This is a genomic window from Pseudomonas sp. ARP3 (genome assembly GCF_001029595.1).
GTDB classification, from domain to species: Bacteria; Pseudomonadota; Gammaproteobacteria; order Pseudomonadales; family Pseudomonadaceae; genus Aquipseudomonas; species Aquipseudomonas rhodesiae.
This window is the reverse complement of sequence record NZ_LEKF01000003.1, coordinates 248,277-265,711: the sequence shown is the minus strand read 5'-3', so window position 1 is coordinate 265,711 and position 17,435 is coordinate 248,277. Positions and strand designations below refer to the sequence as shown.

Annotated in this window: 12 protein-coding genes; 4 read left to right on the top strand and 8 right to left on the bottom strand. The window is 61.6% G+C overall.

Annotated features, from left to right (window positions below; genetic code table 11):
• Positions 1-176 precede the first annotated feature (176 nt).
• The gene (locus tag ABX75_RS05565) at positions 177-1,586 is read left to right on the top strand and encodes an amino acid permease (protein WP_047881584.1); all 1,410 of its coding nucleotides are present in this window, start codon (positions 177-179) and stop codon (positions 1,584-1,586) included.
• A 42-nt stretch (positions 1,587-1,628) separates the two neighbouring features.
• Here the strand turns inward: ABX75_RS05565 and ABX75_RS05560 are convergent, their stop codons facing one another.
• The 8 genes from ABX75_RS05560 to ABX75_RS05525 all read right to left on the bottom strand — a co-directional run bounded on the left by ABX75_RS05560 (position 1,629) and on the right by ABX75_RS05525 (position 14,889).
• Positions 1,629-2,762 carry an OpgC family protein gene (locus ABX75_RS05560; protein WP_034111931.1) on the bottom strand — a complete coding sequence of 378 codons (1,134 nt, stop codon included), beginning with the start codon at positions 2,760-2,762 and terminating at the stop codon, positions 1,629-1,631.
• 172 nt (positions 2,763-2,934) lie between these two features.
• On the bottom strand, positions 2,935-4,554 hold the full coding sequence (locus ABX75_RS05555; protein WP_034096096.1) for an FMN-binding glutamate synthase family protein: 1,620 nt from the start codon (positions 4,552-4,554) through the stop codon (positions 2,935-2,937).
• A gap of 83 nt (positions 4,555-4,637) precedes the next feature.
• On the bottom strand, positions 4,638-6,887 hold the full coding sequence (gene bglX / locus ABX75_RS05550; RefSeq protein ID WP_047881583.1) for a beta-glucosidase BglX: 2,250 nt from the start codon (positions 6,885-6,887) through the stop codon (positions 4,638-4,640).
• A complete protein-coding gene (locus ABX75_RS05545; RefSeq protein ID WP_047881582.1) occupies positions 6,884-8,506 on the bottom strand; it encodes a glucan biosynthesis protein in 1,623 nt (540 codons plus the stop codon). The genes bglX and ABX75_RS05545 overlap by 4 nt, the downstream gene beginning before the upstream one ends.
• Positions 8,507-8,785: 279 nt before the next feature.
• The gene (locus tag ABX75_RS05540) at positions 8,786-10,186 is read right to left on the bottom strand and encodes an ATP-binding protein (protein ID WP_034111933.1); all 1,401 of its coding nucleotides are present in this window, start codon (positions 10,184-10,186) and stop codon (positions 8,786-8,788) included.
• The gene (locus tag ABX75_RS05535) at positions 10,183-12,000 is read right to left on the bottom strand and encodes a DAHL domain-containing protein (RefSeq protein ID WP_034112123.1); all 1,818 of its coding nucleotides are present in this window, start codon (positions 11,998-12,000) and stop codon (positions 10,183-10,185) included. Before ABX75_RS05535 ends, ABX75_RS05540 begins: the two co-directional genes overlap by 4 nt.
• A complete protein-coding gene (locus ABX75_RS05530; RefSeq protein WP_047881581.1) occupies positions 11,997-12,965 on the bottom strand; it encodes a cytochrome-c peroxidase in 969 nt (322 codons plus the stop codon). Before ABX75_RS05530 ends, ABX75_RS05535 begins: the two co-directional genes overlap by 4 nt.
• A 25-nt stretch (positions 12,966-12,990) precedes the next feature.
• Entirely contained in the window at positions 12,991-14,889 is a 1,899-nt protein-coding gene (locus tag ABX75_RS05525; RefSeq protein ID WP_047881580.1) for a bifunctional diguanylate cyclase/phosphodiesterase, read from the bottom strand.
• A 180-nt stretch (positions 14,890-15,069) separates the two neighbouring features.
• On the opposite strand from ABX75_RS05525, the gene ABX75_RS05520 reads away from it, so the two are divergent.
• From ABX75_RS05520 to ABX75_RS05510, 3 genes are read left to right on the top strand one after another with little or no spacing between them, the layout of a single operon-like run.
• Positions 15,070-16,371, top strand: a complete 1,302-nt coding sequence (locus ABX75_RS05520) for an HD domain-containing phosphohydrolase (RefSeq protein ID WP_034096100.1) — start codon at positions 15,070-15,072, stop codon at positions 16,369-16,371.
• 47 nt (positions 16,372-16,418) lie between these two features.
• A complete protein-coding gene (locus ABX75_RS05515) occupies positions 16,419-16,832 on the top strand; it encodes an NUDIX domain-containing protein (protein ID WP_034096101.1) in 414 nt (137 codons plus the stop codon).
• Positions 16,833-16,837: 5 nt separating this feature from the next.
• Positions 16,838-17,344 (top strand): GNAT family N-acetyltransferase, encoded by a 507-nt coding sequence (locus tag ABX75_RS05510; RefSeq protein ID WP_034096102.1) that lies wholly within the window; start codon positions 16,838-16,840, stop codon positions 17,342-17,344.
• Positions 17,345-17,435 lie beyond the last annotated feature (91 nt).

Genomic DNA, 17,435 nt, shown 5'->3' with positions numbered 1-17,435 from the left:
ATTGAGTGAAAAGCCCTGTTGGGAGCTTTTTATACTGCACGCCCGCTGATCTGACGGTTGTTCTGTCAGACGGTTCTGCCCACGAGGCAGGCCGGTTATTCAGGCGCCCGCGCTTATCCGCGCTAACGCCCATGACTCGGTGGATCAATCCAATAACAAAATGAGGTTGTATCCCTATGCCCTCTGGCAACCACCTGCCCCATGGCGACACCGCTCAAGGCGGCCCGCTCAAACGCGAACTGGGTGAACGGCATATCCGCCTGATGGCCCTGGGCGCCTGTATCGGCGTCGGCCTGTTCCTCGGTTCGGCCAAGGCCATCGAAATGGCCGGCCCGGCCATCATGCTCTCCTACATCATCGGCGGTCTGGCGATCCTGGTGATCATGCGCGCCCTCGGCGAGATGGCCGTGCACAACCCGGTAGCGGGCTCGTTCAGCCGCTATGCCCAGGATTACCTCGGGCCCTTGGCGGGCTTTCTGACCGGCTGGAACTATTGGTTCTTGTGGTTGGTGACCTGCGTCGCCGAGATCACCGCCGTGGCGGTGTACATGGGCGTCTGGTTCCCCGATGTGCCGCGCTGGATCTGGGCTCTGGCGGCCCTGGTGAGCATGGGCACCATCAACCTGATCGCGGTCAAGGCGTTCGGTGAGTTCGAGTTCTGGTTCGCCCTGATCAAGATCGTTACCATCATCGCCATGGTCATCGGTGGCGTCGGCATCATTGCCTTCGGCTTCGGCAATGACGGTGTGGCGCTGGGGATTTCCAACCTGTGGGCTCACGGCGGGTTTATGCCCAACGGCATGACCGGCGTGCTGATGTCCCTGCAAATGGTGATGTTCGCCTACCTGGGCGTGGAAATGATCGGCCTCACCGCCGGTGAAGCACGCAACCCGCAAAAGACCATCCCCAACGCCATCGGCTCGGTGTTCTGGCGCATCCTGCTGTTCTACGTCGGGGCGTTGTTCGTGATTCTGTCGATCTACCCGTGGAATGAAATCGGCACCCAGGGCAGCCCGTTCGTGATGACCTTCGAGCGTCTGGGTATCAAGACGGCGGCGGGCATTATCAACTTCGTGGTGATCACGGCCGCCCTGTCTTCCTGCAACGGCGGCATCTTCAGCACCGGGCGCATGCTCTACAGCCTGGCGCAGAACGGCCAGGCACCGGCGACCTTCGCCACCACCTCAAGCAACGGCGTGCCGCGCAAGGCACTGCTGCTGTCGATCGCCGCGTTGCTGCTGGGCGTACTGCTCAACTACCTGGTACCGGAAAAAGTCTTTGTGTGGGTGACGTCCATCGCCACCTTCGGCGCGATCTGGACCTGGGTGATGATCCTGCTGGCGCAGCTCAAATTCCGTAAGAGCCTGAGCCCTGCCGAACGCAAAAACCTGAAGTACCGCATGTGGCTGTACCCGGTCAGTTCCTACCTGGCCCTGGCGTTCCTGGTGCTGGTGGTGGGCCTGATGGCGTACTTCCCGGACACCCGCGTAGCGCTGTATATCGGCCCGGCGTTTCTGGTGCTGCTGACGGTGCTGTTTTACGTGTTCAAGCTGCAGCCGACCCAAGCGGCGGCGCAGTCGGCTTGACCGCCTGAACCGGCGACCGCGCAAGGCGGTCGCCGGTTTGCGTCAGCGGCTGGCGGCCAAGGGCGCCGGCCGTGGCGCGCTCAAACGCTGATTGAATTCCAGCCAGGCCGCCAGCGCCGCCATCAACAGCAACCCCAGCAACGCACTGAAGATCTGCATCGGCCAGGCATCGTTGACTTGGGCGTTGAGCATATCCGCCAATGGCGCCAGCAATACCCCCAGGCAAAACACTTCCAGTGAATGACGCCCCATGCGGCAGCATTGCTGGGCCGGCCAGTTCTGTGTCCAGCCGTGGGTGGGCAACAGCTTGGCGGTGACATAGGCCAACGCCAGAAAATGCAGCAGGCGCACCGGCGACAAGTCGGTCTTGCTGATCGGGTACAACCACTCGTTGAGCAGCGTCGGCATCAGCGCATCGTGAATCTGGGGCCAGCGCCACGACAAGGTAATCACTGCCGCCAGCAAGCTGTACGCCGCTGCGACCATAAATACGGGCTGGCGCGACAATGGTCGCGGATCGGGCGTGTGGGGCCGGCGAGCATGGATCGACGCGGCACCGCCGAGCACGAACAGCAGTTGCCAGGTCACCGGGTTGAAGTACCACACACCGTCGGCAATCGCCGCCAGGTTCCAACCCAGTTTCGGCGCCAGCAGGTACACCGTCAGCGACACGGCCACCACCGCCAGCGGCACACGCACCAACGCCGGCAGCACCAGCGGCAGCCCAAGTAACAGCACGATATACAGCGGCAGTGGGTCCATCAGATTGGGTTTGAAGCGCAGCAATAACTCGTCGGTCAGCGCCTGCTGCGGGTTGGTGATGAAGTGCGTCAGGCCCATTTCCTGTACCAGATCGCGGGTTTCCACATGGCTGTTGGCGAAGAACACGATGCCCATCAGCATCGCCAGCAGGAAGATATGCACCACATACAGCACCCAGGCTCGGCGCAGGATTTTCAGGCAGGCCATGCCATAGCCCTCGCGCTCCATCACCTTGCTGTAGGCCAGCACCGAGGCATAACCGGCGAGGAACACAAAGACCTCGGCCGCGTCGCTGAAACCGATGTTGCGCAGGGTGATCTGGCCGAGGGGATTGTGGGGGACGTGATCCCAGAAAATGAAGATCAACGCCAGGCCCCGAAAAAAATCGATGCGTGGGTCGCGTCCGTTCAGCATGGCAGCGGGCTCTTGAACAAAATGGTTTTAGTCAGGACAAGTCTACGAGGGCGATGTCGTACGCCGCTTGTCGGGCGGGCGCAGGTTGGCGGTATTTGTAAGCAATTGCAAAGACTGGGTATTACTGAATGTCTCGACAGCCCGCCCAAGTTGGGCGGGCTGAGGGCGTAGATCAGGCAGCAGCAACTTCAAGGGGTTCAAAGCTATCGGCGCGCGCCATCTGCCACATGCGCGAATAGAACTCACCATTCACTTCCCCGGTCAGCAGCTCCCCTGGCTTGAGGAACACATGCAACTGCGAGAACAACTTGATCTCCGTCGCCGACATGCGCCGCACCAGGTGCTTGGCCGACAGCTGCGAGGGGTGATCCAGCCCCGCCGCCGCGAGCATTTCGGCCAGGGCCTTGAGGGTGTTGCGGTGGAAGTTGAATACGCGCTGGGCCTTGTCCGGTACTACCAGAGCACGTTGGCGCAACGGGTCCTGGGTGGCGACGCCGGTCGGGCACTTATTGGTGTGACAGCTTTGGGACTGGATGCAACCGATGGCGAACATAAAGCCGCGCGCCGAGTTGGCCCAGTCGGCGCCGATGGCCAGCACGCTGGCGATATCGAACGCGCTGACGATCTTGCCGCTGGCGCCGAGCTTGATCTTGTCGCGCAGGTTCAGGCCCACCAGGGTGTTATGCACGAACAGCAAGCCTTCGCGCAGTGGTACGCCGATATGGTCGGTGAACTCCACAGGTGCCGCGCCGGTGCCGCCTTCTTTGCCGTCGACCACGATAAAGTCCGGAAGGATGCCGGTTTCCAGCATGGCCTTGGCAATGCCCATGAACTCCCATGGATGGCCCAGGCAGAACTTGAAGCCCACCGGTTTGCCGCCGGACAGTTCACGCAATTGGGCGATGAACTGCATCAGCTCGATCGGCGTGGAAAACGCACTGTGGCGTGACGGCGAGATGCAGTCTTCGCCCATCTGGATACCGCGGGTGTCGGCAATTTCCTGGGTGACTTTGTGTTTGGGCAGGATGCCGCCATGGCCGGGTTTGGCGCCCTGGCTCATCTTGATTTCGATCATGCGCACCTGGGGGTTCTGCGCCTGCACGGCGAAGCGCTCCGGGTCGAAACGGCCGTCGCTGGTGCGGCAACCGAAGTAGCCGCTGCCCAGTTCCCAGGTCAGGTCGCCGCCGTGTTCGCGGTGGTAAGGGCTGATACTGCCTTCGCCGGTGTCATGGGCGAAATTCCCGAGCTTGGCGCCCTGGTTCAGCGCGCGGATTGCGTTGGCGCTCAACGAGCCAAAGCTCATCGCCGAGATATTGAATACCGACGCCGAATACGGCTGTGTGCATTGCGGGCCGCCGACCATTACACGGAACGCGCTGGGGTCGCTCAGGGGAGCGGGGCGCATGGAGTGACCGATAAATTCGAAGCCGGACTGGTACACGTCGATCAAGGTGCCGAAGGGTTTGTCGGCAGTCTCGTTCTTGGCCCGCGAGTACACCAGCGAACGCTGGGCGCGGGAGAAGGGCAGGGCGTCGCTGTCGGACTCCAGCAGGTACTGGCGGATTTCCGGGCGGATGGCCTCCACCAGGTAACGGATATTGCCCAGGATCGGGTAGTTGCGGCGCACCGCGTGAGGGCTTTGCAACAGGTCGAACAGGCCGATCAGGCTCAGCACGCCGGTGACCAACGTGATCGGCCACACCCACTCATAGTGAAGGAACGGCAGGCTGGCAAGGGTGAACAGGACGCACACGGCAAAGAAGGCGTAACGGCTTAGCAAGGACAGGCTCATACGGGTTCCTTGAGGTCGGACTCTTACAGGTCGGTGCGGCATTCTGCGCCCCTAACGAAGGCCCAGACAACCGCCGCCTGCACTCAAGGCCGCCCGGACGGCCCCGCGCCAGACAGCACGCGGCTGTCCGTGACCTCGAACCGCGCCTGGTTGTCGGTGGTCGAGTCGGCCCCGACGAACACGCTGAAGCGGCCGGCCTCGACCATCGTTCTCCAGTGCTCGTCGAGCAAGGCAAAGTCCTGCGCGTCCAGGGTAAAACTCACCGTGCGCGTTTCACCGGGCTCCAAGTGGACCTTGCGAAAGCCGCGTAACTGGCGGACCGGGCGGGTCACACTGGCGACGTCATCGCGCAGGTACAACTGCACAATTTCGTCGCCTGCGCGCTGGCCGGTATTGGTGACGTTTACTTGCACCGTCAGGGTGTCGGTGGAGGCAATCCGGTCGGCGCTGAGGTGTGGCGTGGCGTAGCTGAACGTGGTGTAGCTCAGGCCGAAGCCGAACGGGTACAGCGCACTCCACGGTGAATCAATATAAGTGGAGGTGTACAGGCCCTCGCCACTGGGCGGGCGACCGGTGTTTTTATAGGCGTAGTAGAGGGGGATTTGCCCGACGTTACGGGCAAAGGTGATGGGCAGTTTGCCGCTTGGGTTGACGTCACCGAACAGAATATCGGCCACCGCGTGCCCCATTTCGCTGCCCAGAAACCAAGTCTCCAGCAGCGCCGGAGCCTGGGCAACGGTGTCGGATAACACCAGCGGGCGGCCGTTCATCAGCACGATAACCACGGGTTTGCCCGTAGCCAGCAGCTCGCGCAACAGCGCGTCCTGGGCGCCCGGCAAGCCCAGATGCGTGCGACTGCGCGCTTCACCACTCTGGTTGGCGCTTTCGCCAAGCACGGCAACTACCACCTGGGCAGAGCGGGCGGCCTGGCGGATCGAGCGCAAATCCTCGATTTGTTCGCTGTTGGGCGAAGTACCGGGCAGGTAAGTCACCTCGGTGTCTGGGTCGACGGCGCTGCGAATGCCTTGCAGCACCGTGACTGAGTCCGCGGCCAGCCCCACCCCTGACCATGGGCCGAGTGTGCTTTCGGCGTCCGTGGCCAAGCTGCCGAGCACCAGCACCTTGCGCAGGCTCTTGGGCAACGGCAGCAGCGCATCGGTGTTTTTCAGCAGTACGATGGATTTTTGCGCGGCCTCCCGTGCCAAGGCACGGTGCTGCGGTGTGAGCAGATTGGCCCGTTGCCGGGCTTCATCGCTGTAGCGGTAGGGGTCGGCAAACAGCCCCAGGCGTTGCTTGGCCTTGAGCACGCGGCGCACCGCCTCGTCCACGGTGGCCAAAGACACCTGGCCCGCGCGCACCAGTGAGGGCAAGTACTGTCGGTAGGTCTGGCTGGCCATTTCAATGTCCACCCCGGCGGTGAACGCCAGCCGTGCCGCGTCGGTCGGCACAGCGATGATGCCATGCTGGTTCAGTTCCCAGATGGCGTTGTAATCACTGACGATCAGACCGTCGAACCGCCACTCGTCCCGCAGTACACCGGTCAGCAGCGCCTTGTGGCTGTGCAGAGGAGTTCCGGCCAAATCGTTGAACGACGGCATGATCCCGTCGACTCCGGCCGCCACCGCTGCGCGAAACGGCGGTAAATACACCTCGCGCAAGGTGCGCTCCGACAGGTCGGCGCCGTTGTAGTCGCGGCCGCCTTCCGCCGCGCCGTAGGTCACGAAGTGTTTGGCGGTCGTCAGCATCGAAGAATTGTCCGAGGGGCCTGCGCCATGGAACCCCCGGACCTTGGCCTCAGCCATCGCGGCGCCGAGAAAGGGGTCTTCACCGGCGCCTTCCACCACACGCCCCCAGCGCGGGTCGCGGGCAATGTCGACCATGGGCGCAAAGGTCCAATGCACGCCGCTGGCCGTGGCTTCGATGGCGGCGGCACGGGCGGTGCGGTAGGCAAGGTCGGTGTCCCAGGCTGCGGCCTCCGCCAGTGGCACGGGAAATATCGTGCGGAAACCGTGGATCACATCATAGGCAAACAACAGCGGGATATGCAGGCGCGATTGGGTGACGGTCTGCTCCTGCAACTGCCGGGTCTGCTCAGCACCGTAGGCACCGAGCACCGAACCGACGGTGTTGATGGACGCCGGCGGCAACTGCCCGTTATTGATGACCGGACCGGTCGGTGTGATCTGGACACCCAACTGGCTGAGCTGGTCGATTTTTTCTTCCAGCGTCATCTGCCGCAGCAGGTCTTCCACCGGGTCCTGCTCAATGGCCTGCACGCCGACGCTTATGCTGAGCGCCAGGTAGAGCAGGGCTAATTGACAGTAAAGTTTCATGACGGCGGGACGTTGTCAGCTGGCCAGGGGGTGCCGATGGCCGTCGATTCCGAGCGGAAGGGGTGGTACTGATACAGCCAGGTCTCTGATAACGGCTGCCCCTCCAGGCGCAGGAACAGCCGCAACTCCACGGGGTCTTGACCGTCGACGGTCAGATCGAACTGAGCGCGCCAATGGCCTGCCACACCGTCCGGCACAGGTTCGGTAAAGATCAGGCTGAGTTCGCCTCTGGAACAGCTGATCACCGCCTCGGGCTTGATGCCGGTTGCGAGCTTTTCCAAGGGCGCGCCTTGAAATTCCACCACGAACTTACGCACCCCCGCCGGTCGCGCCAGACCGGGTTGACCCCCCTTGCCTAGGCGCGTCGCCACGCAGCGCGCCAGGGACGATGGGTACGGCTCATCGGCCAGCCAGTGCAAGCGATAACGTAGCGTATAACGATTGCCCGCTTCCGCTGGGGTCGAGGGCACCCACATCGCCACGATGTTGTCGTGGATCTCGTCATCGGTGCCGTTTTCCATCAGTTGCACGCTGCCTTCGCCCCAATCCCCCAACGGTTCGACCCACAGGCTGGGACGCCGCTGGTAATTCACGCCATCGAGGTAGTGGTCGAAGTTGCGATCACGCTGGAACAGGCCAAACCCCTTGGGCTGACGATCACTGAAGGCCGACACCATCGTGCGCGGCGGGTTGTTCAAGGGGCGCCAGAGGCGTTCGCCGTTGCCGGTCCACAGCGCCAGGCCGTCACTGTCGTGGACTTCGGGACGCCAGTCGGCGGCAGTGCGTTTGGCGGCTTCGCTGAACCAGAACATCGAGGTAACCGGCGCGATGCCCAATCGGCTGACGTTATGGCGCAGGAAGAACGTGCAGTCGACCTCCATGATCACGCCCTGCTGACGGCTGATCACGAAACGGTACGCGCCACAGAGGCTGGGCCCATCGAGCCGCGCATAGAGCGTCATGGATTGGGCGTGTTCGTGCTTGGGCGGTTCAAACCAGATGTGGGTGAAGTCCGGGAATTCCTCGGCTTTGCCGGCTTGGGCCACATCCAGTGCAATCGCTCGCGCCGACAAGCCGTATTGGTAGAGCTCGCCGATGGCACGAAAGTACGAGGCGCCGAGAAACGCCACCCAATCGTTCTGTTGCCACGCCAACTTGGCTTGGTTGCCCAAACGACTTTCCTGGATACGAAAACCGGCGAACCCACTGTTACGAGGCAGGGCGTGCGCCGGGCTATCGGCGGGCATGTCAAAGTGCGCCGGGTCGTAGACGATCTCGCGGGCCGCGCCGTTGTCCAACACATACATCCTGACGGGGGTACGAAAGAACGAACCCAAGTGGAAGAAGGTCACGGGAAATTGCCCAGGGCCTTTGGCGAACAGGGCCTGCTCGGATTTAAAACGGATCTGGCCGTGGGCGCGGTAATCCAGTTTTTCCAGTAGTGCTGCCGAGGCGGTGCTTGGATAGATGTAGGGTTTCAAGGCGTCGGCTTGCGCCTGTTCGATCAATTGCTCGAAAGAAAAGGGGCTGGCCTGCTCGGCCGCCAGGGCTGTCCGATTCAGGGCTGGCAGGAGTGCGGCCAGCGAAGCGTACGTCAGAAACTCGCGGCGTGTAGACATGGCGGCCTTTCCTTGGAGATAGAAATCCAGGCACCACGATCGGTACGACGCAGGCAACCGTGCTGCTTGCCTGAAGTTTTGAGCGGGAAGGGCAAAGTGTCTACTGTCAGAAATAACAGGTTGGCAAGTGTTTCAGACCAGTGGCGGAAGCGGGCTTCGCTGCCAGGACCATGGGGTTTTCAAACGCGACGGCCACGGTGTGATGCATCGCGCGCCGCCGCCCGAACGCATTAGTCGCGCCTGTCAGCCCTGGCCTGAGGCGCGTTGGGGGCTACACCCTCAGGCCGCCGTTTGCCGAATCGGCAACACCACGCGAAACGTCGTACCCTTGCCCGGCTCGCTGCGCACGGAAATATCGCCGTGGTGCTTTTTGATAATGCCGTAGGACAGTGACAGCCCCAGGCCCGTGCCTTCCCCCACCGGTTTGGTGGTGAAGAACGGATCGAAGATTTTCTGCACGGTTTCGGGCGCAATGCCGCAGCCGTTATCGGCGACTTCCAGCCACACGTTATCGCCCTCCACCCCATTGCTGATGGTGATCGTGCCTCGCTCGGGGCCCATGGCCTGGGCGGCGTTGATTACCAGGTTCATCACCACTTGGTTAAGTTGCGAGGCCAGGCATTCGATTTCCGGCAACGCGCTGTAGTGCTTGATCACGTCGGCCTTGTACTTGAGCTCGCTGGCGACGATGTTGAGGGTGGAGTCGATGCCCTGTTGCAGATTGGCCCACTGCCAGGTCTGGTCGTTGTCCACCCGCGAGAAGTTTTTCAGGTCCTTGACGATCTGCACCACCCGCCCGATGCCTTCCTTGGACTCCTTGATCAGGATGGGAATGTCTTCCTTGAGAAAGTCCAGCTCCAGTTCATTGCGCAGGGTTTTGAGTGCATCGCGCTGTTCGGCCGAGGCGAGGCTGTCCTCGACCTGCCGGTAGGCATCGAGCATCTGCTGCAACTGATTGAAGTAGCTGTCGAGGGTGCTGAGGTTGGAGGAGATAAACCCCACCGGGTTGTTGATCTCATGGGCCACGCCGGCCGCCAGTTGCCCCAGGGACGCGAGTTTTTCCGACTGCACCAGTTGGCTCTCCAACTGCTTGCGCTCGTCGATTTCCTGTTGCAACGCTTCGCTGGTCTGGGTCAGCGCCAGGGTGCGTTGCGCCACCAGTTGCTCCAGGTGGCTGGTTTGCAAGGAGGCGCGGCGGGCCATGTCCCACTTGTTGGAGAGCGTGTTGGCCATCTGTTGCACTTCGATGTTGTCGAAGGGCTTTTTCAGGATCAGCAGGCGATCATGGCCTTTGAGGCGGTACAGCAGGTCATCCCAGGAGTAATCCGTATAAGCCGTGCACACCACCACTTGCAGGCCGGGGTCGACTTTCCATAACTCTTCGATGGTCTTGGCGCCGTCCCAGCCTTGAGGCATGCGCATATCGACGAACGCCAGGGCGTAGGGGCGCTTGTCCGCCATGGCCGCGCTGAGCAATTGCAGGCCTTCTTCGCCGCCATAGGCCGAGTGCAATTCGAACGCCTGGACCTCGGGTTTATCGGTGTCGCCGAACAGCGCCGATTCCAAGTCGTCGAGAGCCTGGTTGGTCTCAACGGTCGGCATCAGGATCTTGCGGAAATCGTCGTGAATCGACGGCGTGTCGTCGATCAACAGGATGCGTCGATTGGGAGGCTGGTTCATGCAGGACTTCCGGCTGGGGTCATGGGAATCGTCAGGGTAAAGATCGCGCCCAGGCCAGGCCCGTCGCTGTGGGCGCTGAGCTGGCCACTCATTTCGACGGCGGCCAGCGCGCAGCTGTGCAGGCCGAAGCCGTGGCCTTCTTTGCGGGTGGTAAAACCGTGGGTGAAGATCCGCGTCATGTTCTCGGCGGGGATGCCTTCGCCGTCGTCTTTCACGCTGATCTGCAAGGTGTTGTCTGCCAGTGCCTGGACTTTGAGGGTCATCTGCCTCGGGCGGTCGTTGAGATTGGACATGGCGTACTTGGCGTTGCTGATCAGGTTGACCATGATCAACAGCAGGCGATGTTTGTCGGCGAGGATTTCCGGCACGGGGGCATATTCCTTTACCACCGTGACGTGATGCCGGCTCAAGGCGCCGGCGTTCATGCGCAGGGCATCCTCCATCAAGTCGCTGATATGCACCGGCTCCAACAGCGTGGCGGCACCGGCATAGGATTGCTGGGTGGAGACGATGTCTTTGATGTGGTCCACGCTTTTGCTCAACTGCGCCAACTCATCGGTCATGCCCTGCTGCTCCACGGCGATGGCGTCCACCAGTTGGTTGAGGTAACCGGGCAGCAGCTTGCCTTTCTCATCTTCAGTGAGAAAGGTACCCAGGTCGGCCTTGTGCTCATTGATCAACTGCATGGCCTTGCCCAGCCCCAGCGCTTTGCTGCTGCGCAGTTTGCGGGTGACCAGGTCGGCGGAGATGTTCACGCTGTTGAGCACGTTACCCACGTTATGCAGCACGTTGGTCGCGATTTCGGCCATGCCGGCTTGGCGCGCGCTGTCGAGCAGTTCGCTCTGGGCATCCTTGAGCTGCTGGGTGCGCCGCTCCACGCGTTGTTCCAGGGTTTCGTTGGCGGCCTGCAACTGGCGGTTGACCCGGTTGATCTCGGCGAAGCTGCGCAACAGGCGCACGGCCAGGTAGAGCAGCATCGCCACCAGCAAGGTCGAGAAAATCAGTAGATAGCGGTGGTATTGATGGTCGATGCGGTCGGCTGCCTGCTGGTCCTGGTCGAGGTGGGTGGTCAGGTCGTCCAGACGTTCGGCCACGGGCACGTCGGCAATTCGTTCCAGCAGGTTGTTGACCACCGGTTGTTCGCGCAGGATCAGCGAAATGTGATTGCTCAGCAGCTCCACCGGGCCCTGGAATTCGCTCGGTAGCTGTTCCTTATTGGTAGCCAGTTTGCCCAGGCCCACCAGGATGTCGGCAGCCCGATCGTCACTGGTGACTTGAGCGAATTCCAGGCTGCTGAGCAGCAGGTCGTAAGTGTCGGTGGCCACGCCTTGCAACTGCAGCCGACCTTCGTCGTCAAGGCGATTGAACTGGGCCTGGATGTCGTCTTCGGCGGTCGGCAGGAACGCCAGGGAATTGCGCAGCACCGCGTTGTGGGATTTGAACTGGTCCACCAGCCGGGCTTTTTCTTGCATTGCCGTCTGGTAGGCGGTTTGCGTGGCCTGCCAACTGCTCAGGTCGATCGGGTTGTGGTAGGTGTCGCGGCTGTTCAATTCGGCCCAGATCCGCGTCATCTCCGTGAGGGGCGTGACCAGGGGATCATAGTTGTGGGTGATCGCGATCCTGGCCTTGAGCACTTCGCTGTCCCACTGCGCATTGAGTTGTTGCAACTGGCGGATCAAGTCCCGCGACTGGGTGTAGCTGGCGGTCTGGTCACGAGCGGCCTTCAGGTACAGAAACACCAGAGTCGAGGCCAGCAGCAGGGTTACCAGGCCCAGCACGATTTGGGTGAAGCGACGGCGCGATTGAGTCGTCATAGTGGCTTGCCCGCCCATTCACCGGTCAGCGTCTTGAGAAACTGCACGATCAAGTCTTTGTCTTCCTGGTTAGGGTTACGCCCCAACTGGTACTTGAACATCACGTCGACGGCTTCTTCCAGGGTTTTGGCCGAAGCATCGTGAAAATACGGCGCGGTCACTGCCACATTGCGCAGGCTCGGCACTTTGAATACATGGCGGTCTTCCTCGTCCTGGGTCACCAGGTAGCGGCCCAGGTCGGCTTCGACCGGGTTGCCGCGGGCTTTGAAGTAATCGCCCATCACGCCGAACTTCTGGAACATATTGCCGCCGATATTGATGCCCTGGTGGCAGGCGATGCAGCCGTAATCCTTGAAGCGCTGGTAGCCGTACTTTTCCTGGATCGTGAGGATCTCGGTGTTGCCCAGCAGGTACTGATCGAAGCGCGAATTGGGGGTCAGCAGCGTTTGCTCATAGGTGGCCAGCGCGTTTTGCACATTGGCAGCCGTGACCCCGTCGGGGTAGGTCTGTTTGAAGGCGCTCAGGTAGTCGGGCAGTGCGGAGAGATTCTGCACTACGGTGTTCCAGTCGCTGCCCATTTCCACCGGGCTGATCACCACCTGTTCGATCTGGGCTTGCAGGGTGTCCACCCGGCCGTTCCAGAACTGTTTGAAATTCAGGCTGGCGTTGAACACCGACGGGGTATTGATCGCCACCGGCTTGCCGTCGAAGCCCAGGGAAAATGGCTTGTTGTCGGCGCCACCGGTTTCCAGGTGATGGCAGCTGGCGCATGACAAGGTGTTATTGACCGACAGGCGCGGTTCGTTGAACAGTCGGCGGCCCAGCTCGACCTTGGCCGGGTCCAGGGTGGGGACCGGCGGCAGCGGTTTGAGCGCCTCATTCAACGGTGCAGCCAACAACGGCTGAAGCAGCCCCGGCCACAACACCAGCATGACGCCTAAACGGTAACGTGAGACTTCGCTCAAGCGAGCACTCCTTGCAGGCACTGGTCTATAGGTTGGGCATCAGTGTGGCGCTGCCCACTTGCAGCATTTGAGCGAAATCCTTGGGCGGTACGGCCTTGCTGAACAGAAAGCCCTGACCTTCTTCGCACTGCTGGGTTTTCAGGAAATTCAGCTGTTCGACGGTTTCGACCCCTTCGGCAATGATGTTCAGTTCCAGGCTTTTGCCCATGCCGATGATAGCGCTGATCAGTTGCGCGTCCTGGCTATTTACGTTCAGGCCGCGCACAAACGACTGGTCGATTTTCAACACATCGATGGGAAAGCGCCGCAAGTAACTGAGGCTGGAGTAACCGGTGCCGAAGTCATCCAGCGCCAGGCGCACGCCCATGGCCTTGATCTTTTGCAGGATGTCCACGGTTTCATCGACGTTCTGCATCAGCACGCTTTCGGTGATTTCCAGCTCCAGCCGAGCGGGCGGCAGGCCGCTTTGCTTGAGGATATCGGCCAGGTTGTCGACGAAATCCCGCTGGCGAAAGTCGATGGGCGAGACATTCACCGACATGCACAACGGCGGCAACCCCTTGCCGCGCCAGGCTTGCGCCTGCTCGCAAGCCTGGCGCAGCACCCATTGGGTCAACGGCACGATCAGGCCGCTGTCCTCGGCCACCGGGATGAAATCGGCCGGGCTGACCCACCCCGAGCGCGGTTGAAACCAGCGTATCAGCGCCTCCGCGCCGACGATGCGCCCGGACCTGAGGTCCAGTTTGGGCTGGTAGTGCAGCACAAATTCATCGTGCTCCAGGGCATGGCGAATCGCGCTCTCCAGGTTTTGCTGGCGTTGGGCGCGCAGGTTCATATCTTTGGTGTAAAAACTGAAATCGTTCGCGCCGCGCTCCTTGCTGGTGTGCATGGCGGTTTCGGCGTGCTTGATCAATTCCACTGCGTTGCAACTGTCATTGGGGTAGATGCTGATGCCCAGGCTCGCGGTGACGCTCAGGTCATGCCCGGCCACATGCCGCGTCGCGCTGATGGTCCTGAGCACTTTGTCGGCGATGTGTTGGGTTTGCTGAGGGTGCTGGACATCGTGGAGCACGATCACAAACTCATCGGAACCGTAGCGAAACACCGAATCGGAGTCGCGCACCGTTGCCACCAGGCTGCGGCTGACCTGTTGCAGCACTTCGTCGCCCACCGGATAGCCCAGGGCATTGTTGATGCGTTTGAAGCGGTCGAGGCCGATGAACATCACCGCCAGTTGCGTGTCGTGCCGCCGGCCAAGGGCGATAGCCTGGGTCAGGCGGTCCCCCAGCAGCGTGCTGTTGGGTAGCTCGGTCAGCGCGTCGTATTGCAGCAGGTGCGAGACTTTCAGCAGTTCCTGCACTCGTTCTTCGATGGTGCGCTCCAAGCCGATCACCTTTCGGGCCACGTCCTGAGCCAGTTGCCATTTCCACGTCAGCGCACTGGCCATCTGGCGGATCTCCAAGTGGTCGAAGGGCTTTTTCAGGATCAGCAGCTGGTCGTTGTACTTCAGCCGTGCCTCGATGGCCTCGAAGGAATAGTCGGAATACGCCGTACACAGGGCGATCTGCAGGTTGGGGTCGACGTTCCACAGCTGTTCGATGGTTTGCAGGCCATCCCAGCCGGGCGGCATGCGCATATCGATAAACACCATGGCATAGGGGGCGTTGGCGGCCAGGGCCTGGCTCACCAGTGCCAGTGCTTCTTGGCCCTGGTAGGCCGAATCCAGCTCGAACACCTGGCGTGGAGCAGCGGGGGTGCCGAACAGGGTTTCCTCAAGGCTATCCAGAGACGGCTCGCCGTCTGCGTCGGCGCACAAGATCTTTCGAAAGTCCTCGTGAATCGACACAGTGTCGTCGACGATCAGAATGCGGCGGTTGGCCCGAGTTGAGTCTGCATTCCGCGCTGGCAAAAGGCTCGACGGCATAACGATTCCTTCCCTGGTTTCACTTCTTGGGGGGGCCGACTACTGTGACAGCATAGCCGAGCTACCTTGAAATTGATGGCCAGTTGGCGTCAAATCGACCCCGCGCCTCGGGCGAGGGAAAGTGGCTTGGCAAGACGGTTCAATTTAGCTCAATTCCGTTTAATTTGAAGGCGCGTAGGCATGGATGAACAACTGGCGACGAAACCCACGATTTTGTTGGTCGACGATGAAGAGTCGATCCTAAACAGCCTGCGCCGCCTGCTGCGCGGCCAGCCTTTCGACGTGGTGCTGGCGGGCAGCGGCGCCCAGGCCCTGGACATCATGGCCGCCCAACCCATCGACCTGGTGATGACCGACGCGCGTATGCCGGGCATGGACGGCGCGCAGTTACTGGCAGAGGTCCATCGGCTGTACCCCGGCACCAGCCGCATCCTGCTCACCGGTTACGCCGACCTGCCGACGATCGTCAAGGCGATCAACGAAGGGCATATCCACCGCTACATCAGCAAGCCCTGGAATGACGAAGAACTGCAGCTGGTCTTGCGCCAGACCCTGGAGCATCAGCGCCTGGAGCGTCTGACCCAGGTTCAGAACGAGCAGCTCAAGCAATTGAACGCCACCCTGGAAAAACGCGTGGCGGCGCGCACCAGCGAGTTGCAGCAGACCGCCGATATGCTCGATCTGGCCTACGACGAGCTCAAGCGCAGCTACGTGACCGGCACCGAAGTGTTTTCGCTGCTGGCCAACCTGCGCTTGCCCAAGAGCAAGCAAACCAACCGCGCGCTGATCGAACTGGTGCGCGTGTATTGCGCAGCGCAGAGCATCGACGAGTCCAGTGCCCGCGATCTGGCCATGGCGGCCGCGCTGTACAACATCGGCAAGCTGAGCTGGACCGACAGCATGCTGATGGAACCGGCGGACAAGCTGCACAGCACCGACCGTGAGCGCTATCGCGGTTATCCGACCCAGAGCGAATCGCTGTTGATGACCCTGGAACCGATGAAAGATGCCGCGCGGATCATTCGTCATCACCAGGAGCGCTGGGACGGCAGCGGCTTTCCCGATCACCTCAAGGGTGATGCGATTCCCTTCGGTTCGCGCCTGCTGAAGCTGGCGGTGGATTTTATCGAACTGCAAAAAGGCCTGATCCTGGAGCGGCAGATGAACAGCGACGAAGCGCTGTTGTTCATCCGCAAATACGCCGGGCGTCTGTATGATCCCGAGTTGATCGAGGGCTTTGTGCAGGCCTGCGCCACCTTCCTCAGCGACGTGACCCTGGGCGACCCGACCGTCAAGGTGCTGACCACCCGGGAACTGCAGGACGGTATGATCTTGGCGCGCAACCTCAACGCCGACAACGGCATGCTGCTGCTCAACGCTGGCAAGGTGCTGAACCTACCGCTGGTGGACAAGCTGATTGCGTTCGAGGCGATGGAGGGGGCCAAGTACAGCGTCTTTATCAAGGAACCGGACGAGGCGTGAGCCTTGGGCGGTGATTTTCACTGATTTGAATGCAAGGTTTTTATCGTATGTCCACCACTATCCGCATCGCCGCCGCCCTCCTGATCGGCGACGACGGCCAGACCCTGCTGGTGCGTAAACGCGGCACCCAGGCTTTTATGCAACCGGGCGGCAAGATCGACGCCGGCGAGCAACCCGCCGAAGCATTGGCCCGTGAGCTGTTCGAGGAACTGAACCTGCGTATCGACCCTGAAGCGGCGGCCTACTTGGGCCACTTCTCGGCCCCGGCGGCTAACGAGCCGGGTTGCACCGTGGAAGCCGAGCTGTTCCAGGTCAACATCGACGTACCCGTGGCCCCCGCCGCCGAGATCGAGGAAGTGCGCTGGATCGACCCGGCCGGTGACGGCGGCCTGGTCCTGGCGCCCCTGACCCGTGACCTGATCCTGCCGTTCTATCGCTCGTGCCTGGCCACCCCGGCCTGACGCCCATGCTGATCCGTGCGCTGGGGCCCGAGGATGCCGAGGCTTATCGGGCGTTGATGTTGGAGGCTTACGACACCTACCCCCAGGCATTCACTTCCAGCGTGGCCGAACGCGCCGCCATGCCCTTGAGCTGGTGGCAGAAGCGCCTCGACAACCCGCTGGATAGCCTGCTGGGCGGTTTTGATGGCGAGCGATTGGCCGGGATTGTCGGCCTGGCTTTCGAACCCCGGGAAAAGGCTCGGCACAAGGTCACGTTGTTCGGCATGTACGTGACCACGCAGTCCCAGCAACAGGGGCTGGGCCGCCGGCTGGTGGAAGCGGCGCTGGCCGAAGCACGGCGGCACCCGCGCCTTAAAGTCATCCAACTCACCGTCACCGCCGGCAACACCGCAGCGTTCACGCTGTACCAACGCTGCGGCTTTATCCAATACGGCCTGGAACCGCTGGCGGTGCGAGTGGGGGAGGACTACTTCGACAAGATCCATATGTGGCGCGAACTCAGGGTTAACTGAGGCCGGCGCGTTAGTGCGCCGTATGATCCCGCCCAGGCAATGACATCAACGGTGGGAGGGGGCTTGCCCCCGATGCTTATAGGCATCTACG